The organism is Bradyrhizobium sp. USDA 4452 (assembly GCF_054063575.1).
On the sequence record NZ_JBSSGK010000001.1, the window covers coordinates 6000676 to 6016962 of the forward strand.

Genomic DNA, 16287 nt, shown 5'->3' on the forward strand with positions numbered 1-16287 from the left:
CCTGTCGTTTTGGACGCCGCGGTAGGCAGCCGGTCCTCTTGCCCCATTGCTAGAGCCGAGGGGCCGGCTGGGACAAACGCGCAGTTGTCTTGGATGTGTGAATCTGGTTCACTTATGGGTATGCTGCTGTCGAGCATCCCGATCTCCGCCATCCGGGCCTTCGAAGCGGCTGCGCGCACTGGCTCCTTCAGCGACGCGGCCGACGAGTTGCATTTGACGCCGAGCGCCGTCAGCCACGCGATCCGCAAGCTGGAAAGCACCATGAGCACCGTTCTGTTCGAGCGGAGTGCTCGTTCCGTCCGTCTAACGCCCGCTGGCGAGAACCTGATGCGCCACGCCGGTGCGGCCTTCGACAATTTGCGGCGCGGGATCGAAGAAGTCGCAGGTCGCGGGCCGAAGCTCCTGAGGGTGCATTGTGCCCCAAGTTTCGCAGCGCAATGGCTGGCCCCGCGCCTGACCAAATTTCTCGCGGCCGAACCGAAACTGGAGGTTCGGCTCGCCGCCAATACGGAGTACGCCCGCTTCACGAACGACGATTTCGACCTGGACATCGTCTACGGTTCACCTCGCGGTGAGGGCCTCGAAGTGATCCCGCTTGGTGAGGAAACTGTCACCCCTCTGTGTGCTCCTCAGATCGCGAAGAGAATCCGCCAGCCAAAGGATTTGTTGAGCCAAGTTCTCATTCGCTCCGACGTGAAGCAGGTTCAATGGTATCAATGGTTCGCCGCGAACGGGCTCGAACCTCCAGCAATCCATGGAATGCGATTCGACCGCAGCTTCCTCGCAATAGCCATGGCTTGCGGCGGGGTTGGCGTGACGTTGGAGTCAACTCGCTTGGCTGAAAGTGAGATAGCATCGGGGCGCCTGATAGCGCCACTGGCTGGCCGCTCCACCGACATCCGCTACGTTGGTCATCATCTAGTGTTCCCGCGCGCTGGCCGTCAGCGCCGCGCTTTGCAGACCTTCGTGGAATGGATCAGGTCTGAGATTGCGCCAAGTTTATAGTGGAGCGCGAGCTGGAGCTGACGTCCGCTCCTGGCCGTTCGCGTTATTTCGTCGCGCTGCGGAATTTGGTCGCTATCGGGCCATAGCGGTTTCTGGCGAGCCCTCCGCTCGGCAGATTTATGGATTCACGTCTAGAACGAAAACACGCGCTGAAGCTGAGCGGGGCCATTTCGCGCATAGCTCGCCCTTGTTCCATTTCGAACAGGTCAAACCAAGAAGTCTGCGAGCAAAGCGCGATGTCGCGTTCGCAACAACGGCGTTGCACCCGCGCGAGACGCGCTAACTGCCGTTAATCGTTACGGGTTTTGTGTTCACGAGGCGCTGGCATGCTGGTTGCAAAAGTCCTGGTCAGAAGCCGCTCTTGCAACAGCTAACCTTGAGGACATCAGATGAGTCTCGCCACGACCCAGAGTATCGCAGATATCAGGGCTCGCAACAAACAGCTGATCGAGGAGGTGCTGAAAGTCTATCCGGAGAAAACCGCGAAAAGGCGTGCCAAACACCTCAACGTTCACCAGGCCGGCAAGTCCGACTGCGGGGTGAAGTCCAACATCAAATCCATACCCGGCGTGATGACGATCCGAGGCTGCGCCTATGCGGGATCCAAGGGCGTGGTTTGGGGGCCGATCAAGGACATGGTCCATATCAGCCACGGTCCTGTTGGCTGTGGTCAGTATTCGTGGGGATCGCGGCGCAACTATTACGTTGGCACGACGGGGATCGATAGCTTCGTGACCCTGCAATTCACCTCCGACTTCCAGGAAAAGGACATCGTATTCGGTGGTGACAAGAAACTGGTCAAAGTTCTTGACGAAATCCAGGAGCTGTTTCCCCTCAACAACGGCATCACTATCCAATCGGAATGCCCGATCGGGCTGATCGGTGACGATATCGAGGCTGTCTCAAGAGCGAAATCCAAGGAGTATGGAGGTAAGACCATCGTGCCGGTCCGCTGCGAGGGTTTTCGTGGCGTGTCGCAGTCACTAGGTCACCACATTGCCAACGACGCGGTACGTGACTGGATCTTCGACAAGCTCGAGCCCGACGGCGCACCAAAGTTCGAGCCGACGCCTTACGATGTTGCGATCATCGGCGACTACAATATCGGCGGCGATGCTTGGTCATCGCGAATTCTGCTGGAAGAAATGGGTCTGCGCGTGATTGCGCAGTGGTCCGGGGACGGTTCACTCGCTGAGCTCGAGGCAACTCCGAAAGCCAAGCTTAACCTTCTTCATTGCTACCGTTCCATGAACTACATCTCCCGCCACATGGAAGAGAAATTCGGTATCCCCTGGTGCGAATACAACTTCTTTGGACCTTCAAAGATCGCAGAATCGCTGCGAAAGATTGCCGCTTATTTCGACGACAAGATCAAGGAAGGGGCTGAGCGGGTGATTGAAAAGTACCAGCCGCTGGTGAACGCGGTGGTTGCGAAGTATCGCCCGCGCCTGGAGGGTCGAACGGTCATGCTGTATGTCGGCGGGCTTCGTCCGCGTCATGTGATTGGCGCTTACGAAGACCTCGGGATGGAAGTCGTGGGTACCGGATACGAGTTTGGCCACAACGACGATTATCAGCGCACCGCTCAGAACTACGTAAAGGACAGCACGCTGATCTATGACGACGTCAATGGCTACGAGTTCGAGCGCTTCGTCGAAAAGCTCCAGCCTGACCTCATCGGTTCGGGAATCAAGGAAAAATACGTGTTCCAGAAGATGGGTGTGCCGTTCCGGCAGATGCATTCCTGGGACTATTCGGGTCCATATCACGGCTATGACGGCTTTGCGATCTTCGCGCGCGACATGGACATGGCTGTCAACTCGCCTGTTTGGAAAAAGACGAAGGCGCCCTGGAAGGAAACGCCGAGGGCAAAGCTCCTGGCTGCAGAATAGGGCAATAAGTCACGCTCTCAGCAGAGGGTGGGCGATCAATTTCGATAGTAAAAGGATCTAAATAATGGCGCAAAGTGCCGAGCACGTGCTCGACCATCTCGAACTGTTCCGCGGTCCAGAATACCAGCAGATGCTGGATAAGAAGAAGATGTTCGAGGATCCCCGCGAGCCAGCCGAAGTCGAGCGCATCAAGGAATGGACGAAAACTCCGGAGTACCGCGAGAAGAACTTTGCGCGGGAGGCGCTAACGATAAACCCGGCCAAGGCCTGCCAGCCGCTTGGCGCCGTATTCGCCTCCGTCGGCTTTGAAGGCACGCTGCCCTTCGTCCACGGCTCGCAAGGCTGCGTGGCCTATTATCGCAGCCATCTGTCGCGACACTTCAAGGAGCCGAGCTCCTGCGTCTCTTCGTCCATGACGGAGGACGCTGCTGTATTCGGTGGCCTGAACAACATGATCGACGGGCTCGCCAACAGCTACAACATGTACAAACCTAAGATGATTGCGGTCTCCACGACCTGCATGGCTGAGGTGATCGGCGATGACCTGAACGCCTTCATCAAGACGTCCAAGGAGAAAGGCTCGGTTCCGGCGGAGTTCGACGTGCCATTCGCCCACACGCCCGCCTTCGTCGGCAGCCACGTCACCGGCTACGACAACGCGCTCAAGGGCATCTTGGAGCATTTTTGGGACGGCAAGGCCGGAACAGCGCCGAAGCTGGAGCGCAGGCCGAACCAAGCCATCAACATCATCGGCGGGTTCGATGGCTATACCGTCGGTAACCTTCGCGAGATCAAGCGCATCCTGGAGTTGATGGGAATCCAGCACACCATACTCGCCGACAACTCCGAAGTCTTCGACACCCCGACAGATGGCGAGTTCCGGATGTATGACGGTGGCACCACGCTGGAAGACGCAGCCAACGCCGTTCACGCCAAGGCGACAATCTCCATGCAGGAGTGGTGTACGGAGAAAACGCTGCCATTCGTGGCCGAGCATGGGCAGGATGTCGTATCCTTCAACTACCCGATTGGCATATCCGCAACGGATGACTTGCTGGTGGCGTTATCACGGATCGCAGGTAAAGACATTCCGGAGCAACTCGCACGAGAGCGTGGCCGCTTGGTCGATGCCATCGCTGATTCCAGTGCGCATATCCATGGCAAGAAGTTTGCGATCTATGGCGATCCGGATCTTTGCTATGGGGTGGCTGCCTTTCTGCTCGAACTGGGCGCCGAGCCAACCCATGTGCTTTCCACCAACGGCAACAAGGCATGGCAGACAAAAATGGCAGCGCTGCTTGCAAGCTCGCCGTTTGGGCAGGGCTGCCAAGTCTACCCTGGCCGAGATCTCTGGCACATGCGCTCGCTCCTGTTTACCGAGCCGGTCGATTTTCTAATTGGCAACACGTACGGCAAGTACCTTGAGCGCGACACTGGAACGCCACTGATCCGAATTGGCTTTCCAGTCTTTGATCGGCATCACCATCACCGCTCGCCCGTTTGGGGTTATCAGGGCGGCCTGAATGTGCTGGTTAAGATCCTCGACAAGATATTCGACGAAATCGACAAGAAGACCAACCTTCTTGGCAAAACCGACTACAGCTTCGACATCATTCGTTGATGACGAATAGTGCGCACGTGCCATCGCCGTACCCGGCGATGGCACAAACGCATTAAACCTTTCAATTGGCTTCCGCTGAGGGAAAAACGGATGAGTTCGCTGGCGGCTACGGTCCAGAATATTTTCGACGAGCCGGGCTGCGCCAAGAATGGCAGTAAGTCGGAGGCTGAACGCAGGAAGGGCTGCACCAAGCAACTGCAGCCGGGCAGTGCTGCGGGGGGCTGTGCCTTCGACGGTGCCAAGATCGCGCTGCAGCCGTTTACCGATGTCGCTCACCTGGTGCACGGTCCGATTGCGTGCGAAGGCAACTCCTGGGACAATCGCGGCTCCGCGTCTTCTGGCTTGAACCTGTGGCGGACCGCATTCACAACCGATCTGAACGAAACCGATATCGTATTCGGCGGCGAGCAGCGGCTGTGCAAAGCAATCAAAGAAATCGTCGATAAGTGGGACCCTCCCGCGATCTTCGTCTATCAGACTTGCATCCCGGCGATGATCGGCGACGATATCGATGCGGTCTGCAAGGCGGCGTCTCAAAGGTTCGGTAAGCCAGTGATCCCGATCAATTCCCCTGGGTTCGTTGGCTCCAAGAACCTGGGTAACAAGCTCGCCGGCGAGGCCCTGCTCGAACATGTCATCGGAACGCAGGAGCCGGACTACACAACGCCGTACGACATCAACCTAATCGGAGAATACAACCTTTCGGGAGAGCTCTGGCAAGTTAAACCGTTGCTGGACGAGCTTGGAATCCGGATTCTCTCCTGCATCTCTGGCGACGGAAAGTATCGCGAGGTCGCTTCTTCTCATCGCGCGCGGGCGGCGATGTTGGTGTGCTCAAAATCTATGATCAACGTCGCGCGCAGGATGAAGGAACGCTACGGGATCCCGTTCTTCGAGGGGGCTTTCTACGGTATTCAGGATTCGAGTGATTCGCTTCGCCAGATTGCCCGCTTGTTGGTCGAGCGCGGAGCTCCCAAAGAGTTACTCGGGCGCACTGATGCGGTGATCGCGCGCGAGGAAGCGCGCGCCTGGGCTGCCATCCAACCGTACAAGCCACGATTCAGAGGCAAAAAGGTCTTGTTGATTACCGGCGGCGTCAAGTCATGGTCGGTCGTGGCGGCACTGCAGGAAGCCGGCCTCGAATTGGTCGGAACCAGCGTGAAGAAATCAACCAAGGAGGACAAGGAACGCATCATGGAGCTAATGGGGCAGGATACCCACATGATCGAAGACATGACGCCGCGCGAAATGTACAGAATGTTGAGGGAAGCGGAAGCGGACATCATGCTGTCGGGCGGCAAATCGCAGTTTGTCGCACTAAAGGCGGCGATGCCCTGGATCGATATCAACCAGGAGCGGTGCCATGCCTATCTAGGCTATGTTGGAATGGTCAAGCTGGTGGAAGAGATCGATAAGTCGCTCTCTAATCCGATGTGGGAGCAACTGCGTCAACCAGCGCCATGGCAGGTCTTGGCGAAGGCTATGGTGCAGATGCGATCGCCGCTGGCTGAGATCGCTTGCGATCCTGCGCTCGACGAAACGGCGCGCCGAGCCAAGGAGATCTGCTGCTGCAACAAGGTCGATCGCGGAACAATCGAGGATGCAATCACCGCGCATAGCTTGATCAGCGTGGAGGCTGTCAGAAAGCACACCAATGCTGTCGGCGGCTGCTGCAACAGGCGCATCGAGGGAATCTTGGCGGCCTCACCATCTGCCCTGCCACAGGCCGCAGAATAGAGACCTGTTATGGCCCTCGTCAAAGCGTCTACTAAATCTTGTGCGGTCAATCCGCTGAAGATGAGCCAGCCGATCGGTGGAGCCTTCGCCTTTATGGGATTGCGTGGGGCTATGCCGCTTCTGCACGGCTCGCAAGGCTGTACATCCTTCGGGCTCACGCTCTTCGTGCGGCATTTCAAGGAGGCAGTGCCGCTGCAAACTACTGCCATGAGCGAGATCGCAACCGTGCTCGGTGGCTACGAGAATCTCGAGCAGGCGATACTTAATATCTACGGCCGTGCCAAGCCAAAGATCGTCGGCATCTGCTCGACCGGGGTCACAGAGACCAATGGCGACGATGTCGATGCTTACCTCAAGCTGATCCGCGACAAGCACCCGCAACTTGCGAAGTTGCCGCTGGTTTATGTCTCGACACCCGATTTCAAGGGAGCGTTCCAGGACGGCTGGGAGAAGGCTGTGGTGCGCATTGTGGAGGCGCTGGTCGAGCGGCCGGGCGTGAGTGGACTGCGCGACCCGTCCAAGGTGAATGTTCTTCCAGGATGCCACCTCACCCCCGGTGATCTAGACGAACTCCGGGCCATCCTGGAGGATTTCGGGTTGCGGCCGTCCTTTTTGCCTGATCTGGCAGGCTCGCTTGATGGGCATATCCCCGATGAGTTTATGCCGACAACCACAGGCGGCATCGGCATCGACGAAATTGCGAGCATGGGACGCGCTCAGTGGACGATCGCAATCGGCGCACAGATGCGACGCGCGGCGGAGGTCCTGCAGGCTAAGGCCGGCGTGCCATTTCGCCTGTTCGAACGGCTTTGCGGTCTCGACCCCAACGACGAATTTATCACCTTTTTAAGCGAGATCAGCGGCCGGCCAGTTCCGGTGAAATATCGGCGGCAGCGTGGCCAACTCACCGATGCAATGCTGGACGCGCACTTCCATATTGGTGGTCGCAGAGTTGCGATTGCCGCCGAGCCAGACCTCCTGTTCGACCTGTCCAGTATGCTGCATGACATGGGTGCGCAGGTCACCGCAGCAGTGACAACCACGCAGTCGGTCGTTATTGAACGAGTCAAGACCGAGGAAGTCTTCATTGGCGATCTCGAGGATCTCGAAGAGCTTGCCAGAACCAGGCAATGCGACCTGCTGATCACGCATTCGCATGGCAGGCAAGCGGCGGCTCGGCTGAAAATCCCATTCTATCGCGCGGGCTTTCCGATGTTCGATCGGCTTGGTGCAGGACACCAGCTATCCGTCGGCTACCGTGGTACACGGGACATGATCTTCGATATCGCCAATCTCGTGATTGCTGACCGAGAGGAGAACCATCAGCCTACGCCGGATAGCTGGCGGGCTCCGCCCCCACCGCCGCGACGAGCCGGCCACAGCTCGCTTGGCACAGCTGAGAGGCCCATTGCATGAAGGTCGCATTCGCTACGCAAGATCTTAGACGGGTCGATGCACATTTCGGTTGGGCTAAGAATATCGCAATCTATGATGTCGCGCCGGGCGGGCACGTCTTTCTTAAAGCAATTAAGTTTGAGGGCGATCTCAAGGAGGACGGCAATGACGATAAGTTGGCGCCGAAGATCGAGGCAATCAAGGAATGCGCAATTCTGTACGTCGCCGCCATCGGCGGTGCTGGTGCCGCGCGGGTGGTGGCCAACAAGATTCATCCCATCAAGGTGAGCAAGCCGGAAAGCATCGTGGAGCTGCTTGAAAAGCTTCAGGACGTACTGAAGGGAACGCCACCTCCCTGGCTGCGCAAGGCCATGGCCAAGGACCAGCGCCGCGCGTTTGAGTTCGACGAATGAGGTGAGATGACCGAAGAAATAGTGCGAGAGGGTAGCGGCATCGACACACCGTTCCTCATGGAGTTGATCAAGATTTGGCGTGCTCAGGATGCCAACGGCGCCTGGACGAAGAAGAGCGATCTGGACCTGCTCGAACCCTATATCCTGGATAAGGAGAAGCGGCGCGCACTACCGATTGTCGGCGATCCCGATCCCGACACGCTGTGGCGGCTTGAACTATTCTTCGACGCGGTCGCGCTCTCGATCGAGAGGGTCACCGGCGTGATGATCCAGCCCATTATGAAGCTGCATCATGAAGGCTTCGGCCGCGTAGTGTTGATCGCTGGCCGGCTGATCGCCGTGAACAAGCAGCTACGCGATGTGCATCGTTTCGGCTTCGCTAATCTCGTAAAGCTGGCAGAGGAAGGCGGCAAATATGTCAACGACGGAATCGAGATGGTTCGCAGATTTCCGGACGTGGCGAACTATTGAGGGCGCTCATGAGCGATCGTGATGCATTGAAAGCAGAACTGAAGAAGCTGTCAGGCAAAGCGCTGCAAGCCAAAATGGATTTGCACGACCTGTCGGAAGAATTACCTGTCAACTGGGGCGCGATCATGACGGTGGCGCAGAAGGCGTACGATGCCTATGCCCAACTCGAGCGCAAGAGTCATGATTTGAAGGCGCTGGAAAATAACCAGAGGGGCTGATCTATGTCATTTGCAGCGCGCGATGGCCGCGAGTGGATACCGGAATACTTGATATCGATCGATGGCAAGAAGTGCATCGGTTGTGGCCGTTGTTTCAAAGTGTGCGGTCGAGATGTCATGACTTTGAAAGGAATCAGCGAAGAGGGTGAGCTTGTCGATCTAGACGATGACGCGGACGATGAGATCGACAAGAAGATCATGGTTCTGAACGATGAGGGCGCCTGCATCGGCTGCGGCGCCTGCGCCAGGGTGTGCCCGGCCAATTGCCAGATCCACGCCTCAGCTGGAGCTGAAGTCGCCTGAGCGGAGGCCGCTTCGTCCGGCAGCAGAGAGAAGATACATGCACTCAATGCGCCACGTGGGCCAGGGGGAGGTGACGCGCACGTGATCAGGTGAGCTCGCGTGCCGATCAGGCGGCGTGCTCGAATGTCCGACCAAGATCAATTCCAAAATAGTTGACCGGCTGTTTTCGTGCTGGTCGAGCGCAGCAATGTCGAGCGCCAAGTCTTGATTGCCCGCCCGCGACAAGGGGCGCGTAGTTCGCCTATTGGGCGAGCCCTACGATTGCCGAGTCGCTGCCCTTCTTCCGGGGAGGCGGCTTGCCGGCCCCGGAGTGGGCCGGTGCTGCGGTCAGGTTGTGGTCAGCTAGATTCTGTATCCTCATCGGCGGAGCTTGCGCGGCACGAGCTCGATTGCGTGCAATTCGCCGATAGGAGAGCGATCTGATGTATGGCAGAACCGTTGGCTCATCCAGCCAGTCCATAAGCGCTTATCAGGCTGATGATTCGAGCGAGGCGGGAGATAGCCCCCGTTTCGCGGAGACAGTTGGCCGCATGGAACGAGGTGGGTCGTCGTCGGGGGCAGCGGCGCCATACTCTCTGAGTTCCGATCCTCCCGTTATCAAAATCCACGAACAAGACGAATTCATGGATCTCGTGGAGAGATACTTGCGTCGCGATATCATGGACATCGCCGACAACCCACAAGAGTACTCTCAGTTTGTCTCGAGGAAAGCTGAGTGGGCTGCAACTGTCGCTGGAGCCTATGCCAACACTTACCATGACCCGAATAGCCCCACGCGGTTCTTCAGCTATCAGCTGGGTAACGAAAGTGTCGGCCTGCTAGCAGTAGGTGGCCCGGTCCGGATCAAGGGAGATCGGTTTCGAGAACAGTTCGGGCGTAACGATATCACGTCCGTAGTAGATCTACGCGTTACTCACCCGCTTGTCGAAAACGCAGGCGATATCCTGCTCGAGCATCAATTGCGATTGGACGGTGATCATCCACTGGTCTTGTCACGTCCTGCCCGCCCGGGCATGGAGCCCCGTCTAGCTGAAATGGGTTTTGTTCACGTGGCCCAGAATCACTGGGTGCTCGACCCTCACCAGCATCCCGACGTGTGGACAAAGAACGAAAACGGCGAGTGGCAGCGAGTAGGCAAGCCTACAAAGTATCTCTCCAAGGTCGAAGAGGCCCGCAGCGGTAGTCAAGAGAGCGTTGAGACGGACTCATCTGACGATGATCCTTCGTTTTACTTGGAGCGCGAACTTCGACGAATGGCTGTTGAAGACGATTCGGAATGATCGGAGCGCGGCGGGACTGATCGGTTTTTCGCCATTGCTCGCGCCCGAGCGGAAGTCGTAGCCTTGAAGCGAGCGCGCGCCACGTCGCGCTCCCTTGTGCTTGCCAAATACCAGTTCGTGTGTTGGTTGGTGGAGCTGGGCCGGCCTTGTGGCATGCGTGCCGGAGGGCCTGCGGCGCCGAGCCAGCAGGGCCTTGGTGCCAGTTTGGGAGAGGACCTGCTTTAATCCGGCTTTTGAGCGACAATCTGAGGAAAATGCGAGAACCGATTGCGCTCACGATGTCAGTACTTTTGTTGAATCTGGTATCACTCAACGGGTTGCGTAGTTGGCGGTCGTGAAGAACACGAGGTGTGCGGGTGCGACCAAACGGGCGTTCCAGCGTACGATCGAGCGTCTTTTCGGGCTCTGCAGCGCATGGGCGGAATTATCGGTACAATAGAACATCAGTTTCATAGAGACGCCCGGGAGCGCCAATGCGCGTACGCTGGGAGGCGGAATGGACCGCTACACCAGGAGCAACGAGTTGCGTACGCGCTTGCGGTTCTGCTAGCCGGACAAGTTGTACGGCACCGCTAAAGCTGCGCGAACGCCGAGCAGCGCTCCGACGGTTCTTGCAGCTCAAGGCAAGCAACAGTGCAGAGCCCTTGCGGTAGACGAGCAGTAAATGCAGCCAGATGCTATTTGCGCGATTTGTGGCTTTAACGACATTCCGAGCCACAAGGCCATGGGATTCCACCTTATGGTCCTCGATCATGACGGCAATCGCCGCCCGTGGTCCATCGTTGTGGTACGCTGGGGCAAGAAGGTGCTTGGCTATATCAATAGATGCACGCACAATGGCGTTGCTTTAGACTGGGAACGGAACGAGTTCCTCGACCCATACGGCGTTCAGGTGATGTGCGGCAAGCACTGATCCACTTCGAGCTCGCAACCGGGCTGTGCGTCGGTGGTTCGTGTAAGAGCCTGACCGAAAAAGCAGTGAGTGATTTCGGTCGGCTGTGATTCCTTCGGATTTGCGAAGATTCGAGGGAGTGCACCATGCCATGGACCAAAATCACTCGTGCTCAGTATTTGCGGAGCGGGCTGCGCTATGCAAGCGACATGACCGACGCGGAGTGGCGTCTGATAGCCCGGAAGTTGCCAGGCCGGCGTCGATTGGGCCGCCCGCGGACGGTTGATTTGCGCAAGGTGGTCGAAGCCATTTTGTTCATTCTGTCCACCGGCTGCCAATGGCGCGCTCTGCCGCGGGAGTTCCCGCCGTATTCGACGGTGCAGGGTTATTTCTATGCTTGGCGCGATACTCGCCGATGGCACAGGATCGTGAAGGCTCTGGTCCGACAGGCACGGCGCAAACTCGGCCGCAAGCCGACACCGACGGCGGCTGTCATCGACAGTCAGAGTGCTTCGACGACACAAGCCGGCGGCCCGCGCGGCTTCGATCCGGGCAAACGGGTTCACGGACGTAAGCGACACATCGTCACCGATACCAACGGACTCTTGCTGGCCGTCCACGTTCACCCAGCCAATGTTCAGGACGTCCATGGTGCGGTCCCCTTACTGGAACACGTGCGAGAGCGCTTTCCGAAGCTGCACCATGTCTTTGCAGACCGCGTTTATCGCGGAAAGCAGCTCGTTGGCGCGCTCTCCCATTGCGGGCCATGGACCATCGAGATCGTTCAGCGGCCGCCTGGGGTCAAAGGCTTCCAGCTCCTGCCACGGCGCTGGGTCGTCGAGCGCACCTTTGCGTGGTTCGGCAGGTGCCGACGCCTCTCTAGAGACTTCGAGGGCGCCCCCTCAACTGAGGTCGCCTGGCTCCTCGTAGCCCATCTCAGGCTCTTGACCCGACGCCTCGCTAGGCCCTGAAAATCCTCAGCTCATTTTGAGTCAGACTCTAAGGACAGAACGCTCACGCCGATCGCCTTGACAGTCCTGTATGGTGTATCTGCGTCATCGGCGTGCGTCTTGTCGAAGACGTTGCGTCCCGGAACGAATGACGTCCGCGCTCAGACCGGCCGGTTCTCGTTGCGGTTTTTTACTGGCTCCATTTTTGTTAGCCCGTCTTCGTATGAAATCTCGTCGTAGGACAGATCGAGAGTCTTTGCCGCCTCGAGGAGGTAGTCAAGCTTACCGCCTGCATCAAGCTTCTTGAGGTCGTCCTTGTTGAGCCCGACCAGGTCCATCATTTCCTTCCAAACAGTGGACTCATCGCACGGCAGGACGTGGAAGGTAATGCCACCAAGCTTCGTCTGGTATTTCGCCAGCAAATCTATGTTGTTACAGAATAAGAAATAACTGCCCTGTGGGCTTAAGGCACCATCAAGCACGGCCGCGACGTCAGCAAGATAGGCGAAGGAGTGCAGGTAGCCGGCCAGCACCGGAATAGTGCCTTCTCCGTCCTGCGCGACCGTCAGAACCTGTTCGATCGAATAATCCGGCGGCCGCTTCTCGTCCGCGACTTGAGTCTGGAATTTTAGTGCAATGTCGCCGCGAAAGCCAAACCGCCCCGGCTTGGTCGTCTCGCCCTTGAGTACAGCATTGAGCAGGCGGCCCTCCTTTTCAAGTCGACCGAGTGCGGTGTTCTCGATTGCAGTCATTAAATTCGTCCTCGATTTGAGCTTTTCACCGGCGCGCTGGCCGATGCCAGCCGCGATGCAAAATGCTTGCCGCCGCCTCTGTAACGATCCAGCCGTGCCGCGAAATAAAACGCGTATGCGAGAGGCGATCGTCCCAGGCAGCGTTGTCATGAACTCGACACCGGTGCTGAAGCCGACAGATACGCTCAAAAAAAGTAAGCGGGATCAAGCTTGTGCACGCTGGCACATGACTTGCCATTGTCAGGCAGACTAAGCTCTTGAGAGGTAGACCATGATCAACCTGACAGATAGCGCGGTGAGTGCAATCAGAGGCGCGATGGCATCATCGATGCACCCGACCGGCGGCCTGCGCATTATGGTCGAAGCAGGCGGCTGCAATGGGTTCAAATACAATATGGGCTTGGCCGAGGTGCCGACGCTCGGTGACACCGTGATCGAATGCGGCGGTCTGAAGGTATTTGTCGACAGCAAGAGCCATGAGCATCTGATCGGCACGACCATTGATTTCGTCTTGGCGCCGGATCGCTCCGGTTTCACCTTTCAAAACCCGAACGCTACCGTGAGCTGCTCCTGCGGAAAATCGTTCAGCTGACGAAGACGAACATCGCTGCATGTTGGCGGAACCGGAACAATTATGGCAATCATCGGTCGCTGCAAGAGAGCGTTGCATTCGCGACGCAATCGGACAGATGCAAGTGGATCTGCATGGCGATTGTAGCAACTGTCGGCTCATTGGAACCAATAGCCACAGCACCATCGGCAGTCTGTATGACGCATCCGCGTTCCGTAAGCGGCCTAGACTGACGGTGACCGCGTTCAGACGAGGCTGGTCGAAAAAATCGGCGAATGCGTTCGTTTCGTCCCGGTTGCGGCTGTCGGCGAGATACTAGATTGAGCGGAATTCAAGTGCCGATTTACCTCGACAATAATGCAACGACGCGGACCGATCCATCTGTTGTGCAAGCCATGTTGCCGTTCTTTACCGAGCAATTTGGCAACGCCTCATCCACGCATGCCTTTGGCGGCGAGGTTGCAGTCGCCTTGAAGCAGGCTCGGCGTAGCTTACGGGAGTTGCTAGGCTGCGCTTACGATCATGAGATCGTTTTCACCTCGGGAGGGACCGAGGCCAACAATGCCGCGATTCACTCCGCACTTGAGACCGAGGAAAGTCGCGACGAAATCGTTACCACCTCGGTCGAGCACTCTGCCGTTCTTGCGCTAACCGAGCAATTGGCGACAAGAGGAGTCAAGACGCACGTCGTACCGGTAGATTCCCGCGGCCGGCTCGATATCGAGGCGTTTCGCAACGCGCTTGGGCCACGGACAGCGATTGTCTCCGTTATGTGGGCCAACAACGAGACCGGTACGATATTTCCCGTCGAGTTTCTTGCAGGGTTGACCCATGAGGCAGGCGCGTTGTTTCACACCGATGCGGTCCAGGTCGTCGGCAAGACGCGCGTAGACCTCAAGGACAGCGCGATCGACATGCTGTCGCTATCCGCACACAAACTGCATGGGCCCAAAGGCATCGGCGCGCTATATTTGCGCAAGGGGACAAAGTTCCGGCCCCTCATCTGGGGCGGATCACAGGAACGGCGGCGCCGCGGCGGAACGGAGAATGTTCCCGCAATCGTTGGACTTGGAAAGGCTGCAGAGCTTGCGGCGGAACGGCTCGAACCGGAGCGCGTGCGCATTGCTGCGTTGCGCGACCGTCTGGAGCAGGGAATACTACACATTGGCGAGTGCATTCCGCTCGGCGATATCAGCAACCGTTTAGCGAACACGACCAATATTGCCTTCGACCACCTCGAAGGCGAAGCAATCGCCCACCATCTCAATCGGGCCGGCATTGCCGTGTCGCTCGGATCAGCCTGCAATGCGGGCTCAATGGAGCCATCGCATGTCTTGCAGGCCATGCAGGTGCCGGCGTGGAGCATGCGCGGTGCGGTGCGCTTCTCGCTATCGCGAGAAACCTCATTCGCGGAGGTCGACGAGGTCGTGTGCGCCGTGTCCGACATCGTGGCTCGCCTGCGCGCCGTCTCGCGGGAGTCTACGCGTGTGGCCAGCCATAGCACTCAGGCAAGGAGTTGAATGTGAAAATCATGATCCGCCGGTCTCCAGAGGCAGGCCTGTCGATCTACGTACCAAAGAAAGATCTCGAAGAGCCGATCGTCGAGTCCGAATATGAGACGCTCTGGGGCGGGTGGATCAAAATAGCCAATGGCTGGGTACTCGATTTGCCCAAAATGGCGAGCGATACTAAATTACCGATCACAATCGATGCAAAAAGGCGGAGCGCGGACGGAGAGGGTCCGTGAAGGGGCCTCGGCGGATCGACTTTGTCGATGCCGCCGATGCCAAGACCACTCTCGTCGACATCGCTGCCGGGTTAAGGGCTGCGCGCGTGGTGCCCTAGCGATGTGCCGGCCACGCCGGAGGCGCTTGCCGACTTCTTCGCCAGCAAGATTGCGCTGCCTCGTCGGACCAAAGGCAATGCGTGGGCGTCGGCGCAGCATATCGAGGTCAGCAAACATCGCTTTACGCTGACGACATTGATGGTGCAGGCCTTCGCTCGATCAGCGGAGCCGACGCCGTTACATCATCATTTCGCGTCCCTGTCGCCGCCCGTCATCGTCGATGCATGGTCCGATGGGGCGATGCGCGCCGCGCTGGGCAAGCGCGAGGGATGGGGTGAAGTGCAGGGTATTACCCGTGCCGGCATTGGCGAGAATCGTTGGTATCGCTTCTATGAGTCCTCTGGCCAAGAGGTCGACAATGCCGTGGCCGGCAGCTGGGCGACGGTGCTCTTTAAGCCGCATGGCAGCGTGCACCCGGCCAACACTTCCTGATCTCCGATCCTGACTATGTCGAGGCCTTGACCGAGATCGACATTCAGACGCCAATTCTGGACATCATCAAGGAAAGGCGGAGCGGACGGACCTTTCTTTTCATCGGCTGTCGCTTTAACGACCAGCTGTTGCGCAGCTATGCGCGGCAGATTGTCAAGCGCTCGGGTGGCGCCCACTATGCGATCGTCGATCCGGATACGCTGTTGCGCAACGAGCTCCGCTTTCTACTCGAACAAGGTCTGGCGCCACTTGCGATTCGGCTCCCTTGCGCGGTTGAGATACTGCTCACGCGTTAGATGTGTGAAGCTCGATAGCCCAACTGGTATCGCCAGTTGTGAGATGGCGTGATGCACGAAACGCCCGCTCAGATGAAGCCGGGTGTTGCGCGCGCTTTGGCACCATAATTGATGCGCCAGCCCGCAGAGTTCTGAGTGAGGATGAGGACGTATCTGTCGCATTCTTAACAAGCGTATCATTGCCGCTCTTACATGTCTCAACGTCGGTCGGGC

The 16287-nt window shown here is 57.9% G+C and carries 18 protein-coding genes; 17 read left to right on the forward strand and 1 reads right to left on the reverse strand.

The window, feature by feature from the left end:
- Positions 1-123 precede the first annotated feature (123 nt).
- The 12 genes from ACVISU_RS28460 to ACVISU_RS28515 all read left to right on the forward strand — a co-directional run bounded on the left by ACVISU_RS28460 (position 124) and on the right by ACVISU_RS28515 (position 12198).
- Complete coding sequence (locus ACVISU_RS28460; protein ID WP_456710920.1) at positions 124-1005, forward strand: LysR substrate-binding domain-containing protein; 882 nt, start codon at positions 124-126, stop codon at positions 1003-1005.
- Between the two features lie 389 nt (positions 1006-1394).
- A complete protein-coding gene (gene nifD, locus ACVISU_RS28465; RefSeq protein ID WP_076828183.1) occupies positions 1395-2897 on the forward strand; it encodes a nitrogenase molybdenum-iron protein alpha chain in 1503 nt (500 codons plus the stop codon).
- Between the two features lie 64 nt (positions 2898-2961).
- Complete coding sequence (gene nifK / locus ACVISU_RS28470; protein ID WP_456709077.1) at positions 2962-4518, forward strand: nitrogenase molybdenum-iron protein subunit beta; 1557 nt, start codon at positions 2962-2964, stop codon at positions 4516-4518.
- A 90-nt stretch (positions 4519-4608) separates the two neighbouring features.
- On the forward strand, positions 4609-6255 hold the full coding sequence (gene nifE / locus ACVISU_RS28475; protein ID WP_456709078.1) for a nitrogenase iron-molybdenum cofactor biosynthesis protein NifE: 1647 nt from the start codon (positions 4609-4611) through the stop codon (positions 6253-6255).
- 9 nt (positions 6256-6264) lie between these two features.
- Entirely contained in the window at positions 6265-7671 is a 1407-nt protein-coding gene (gene nifN / locus ACVISU_RS28480) for a nitrogenase iron-molybdenum cofactor biosynthesis protein NifN (RefSeq protein ID WP_456709079.1), read from the forward strand.
- The gene (gene nifX, locus ACVISU_RS28485) at positions 7668-8063 is read left to right on the forward strand and encodes a nitrogen fixation protein NifX (RefSeq protein ID WP_456709080.1); all 396 of its coding nucleotides are present in this window, start codon (positions 7668-7670) and stop codon (positions 8061-8063) included. The genes nifN and nifX overlap by 4 nt, the downstream gene beginning before the upstream one ends.
- Positions 8064-8069: 6 nt before the next feature.
- On the forward strand, positions 8070-8534 hold the full coding sequence (locus ACVISU_RS28490) for a NifX-associated nitrogen fixation protein (RefSeq protein ID WP_456709081.1): 465 nt from the start codon (positions 8070-8072) through the stop codon (positions 8532-8534).
- Between the two features lie 8 nt (positions 8535-8542).
- A complete protein-coding gene (locus ACVISU_RS28495; protein ID WP_456709082.1) occupies positions 8543-8752 on the forward strand; it encodes a CCE_0567 family metalloprotein in 210 nt (69 codons plus the stop codon).
- 3 nt (positions 8753-8755) lie between these two features.
- Positions 8756-9055 (forward strand): ferredoxin III, nif-specific, encoded by a 300-nt coding sequence (gene fdxB / locus ACVISU_RS28500; protein WP_456709083.1) that lies wholly within the window; start codon positions 8756-8758, stop codon positions 9053-9055.
- A gap of 422 nt (positions 9056-9477) precedes the next feature.
- Complete coding sequence (locus ACVISU_RS28505) at positions 9478-10335, forward strand: host specificity protein (protein WP_456709084.1); 858 nt, start codon at positions 9478-9480, stop codon at positions 10333-10335.
- 664 nt (positions 10336-10999) lie between these two features.
- On the forward strand, positions 11000-11248 hold the full coding sequence (locus tag ACVISU_RS28510) for a hypothetical protein (protein WP_456709085.1): 249 nt from the start codon (positions 11000-11002) through the stop codon (positions 11246-11248).
- Between the two features lie 125 nt (positions 11249-11373).
- Positions 11374-12198: an IS5 family transposase gene (locus ACVISU_RS28515; protein WP_456709086.1), complete on the forward strand. Its 825-nt coding sequence runs from the start codon at positions 11374-11376 to the stop codon at positions 12196-12198.
- Between the two features lie 140 nt (positions 12199-12338).
- Here the strand turns inward: ACVISU_RS28515 and ACVISU_RS28520 are convergent, their stop codons facing one another.
- On the reverse strand, positions 12339-12929 hold the full coding sequence (locus ACVISU_RS28520; RefSeq protein ID WP_456710921.1) for a hypothetical protein: 591 nt from the start codon (positions 12927-12929) through the stop codon (positions 12339-12341).
- 271 nt (positions 12930-13200) lie between these two features.
- Between ACVISU_RS28520 and ACVISU_RS28525 the strand changes: the two genes are divergently transcribed.
- The 5 genes from ACVISU_RS28525 to ACVISU_RS28545 all read left to right on the forward strand — a co-directional run bounded on the left by ACVISU_RS28525 (position 13201) and on the right by ACVISU_RS28545 (position 16074).
- A complete protein-coding gene (locus ACVISU_RS28525) occupies positions 13201-13521 on the forward strand; it encodes a HesB/IscA family protein (protein WP_456709087.1) in 321 nt (106 codons plus the stop codon).
- A gap of 299 nt (positions 13522-13820) precedes the next feature.
- Entirely contained in the window at positions 13821-15020 is a 1200-nt protein-coding gene (gene nifS / locus ACVISU_RS28530) for a cysteine desulfurase NifS (RefSeq protein ID WP_456709088.1), read from the forward strand.
- 2 nt (positions 15021-15022) lie between these two features.
- A complete protein-coding gene (gene nifT, locus ACVISU_RS28535) occupies positions 15023-15247 on the forward strand; it encodes a putative nitrogen fixation protein NifT (RefSeq protein ID WP_456709089.1) in 225 nt (74 codons plus the stop codon).
- 102 nt (positions 15248-15349) lie between these two features.
- The gene (locus tag ACVISU_RS28540; RefSeq protein ID WP_456709090.1) at positions 15350-15778 is read left to right on the forward strand and encodes a hypothetical protein; all 429 of its coding nucleotides are present in this window, start codon (positions 15350-15352) and stop codon (positions 15776-15778) included.
- Positions 15779-15804: 26 nt separating this feature from the next.
- A complete protein-coding gene (locus ACVISU_RS28545) occupies positions 15805-16074 on the forward strand; it encodes an SIR2 family protein (RefSeq protein ID WP_456709091.1) in 270 nt (89 codons plus the stop codon).
- The last annotated feature ends 213 nt before the right edge of the window (positions 16075-16287 follow it).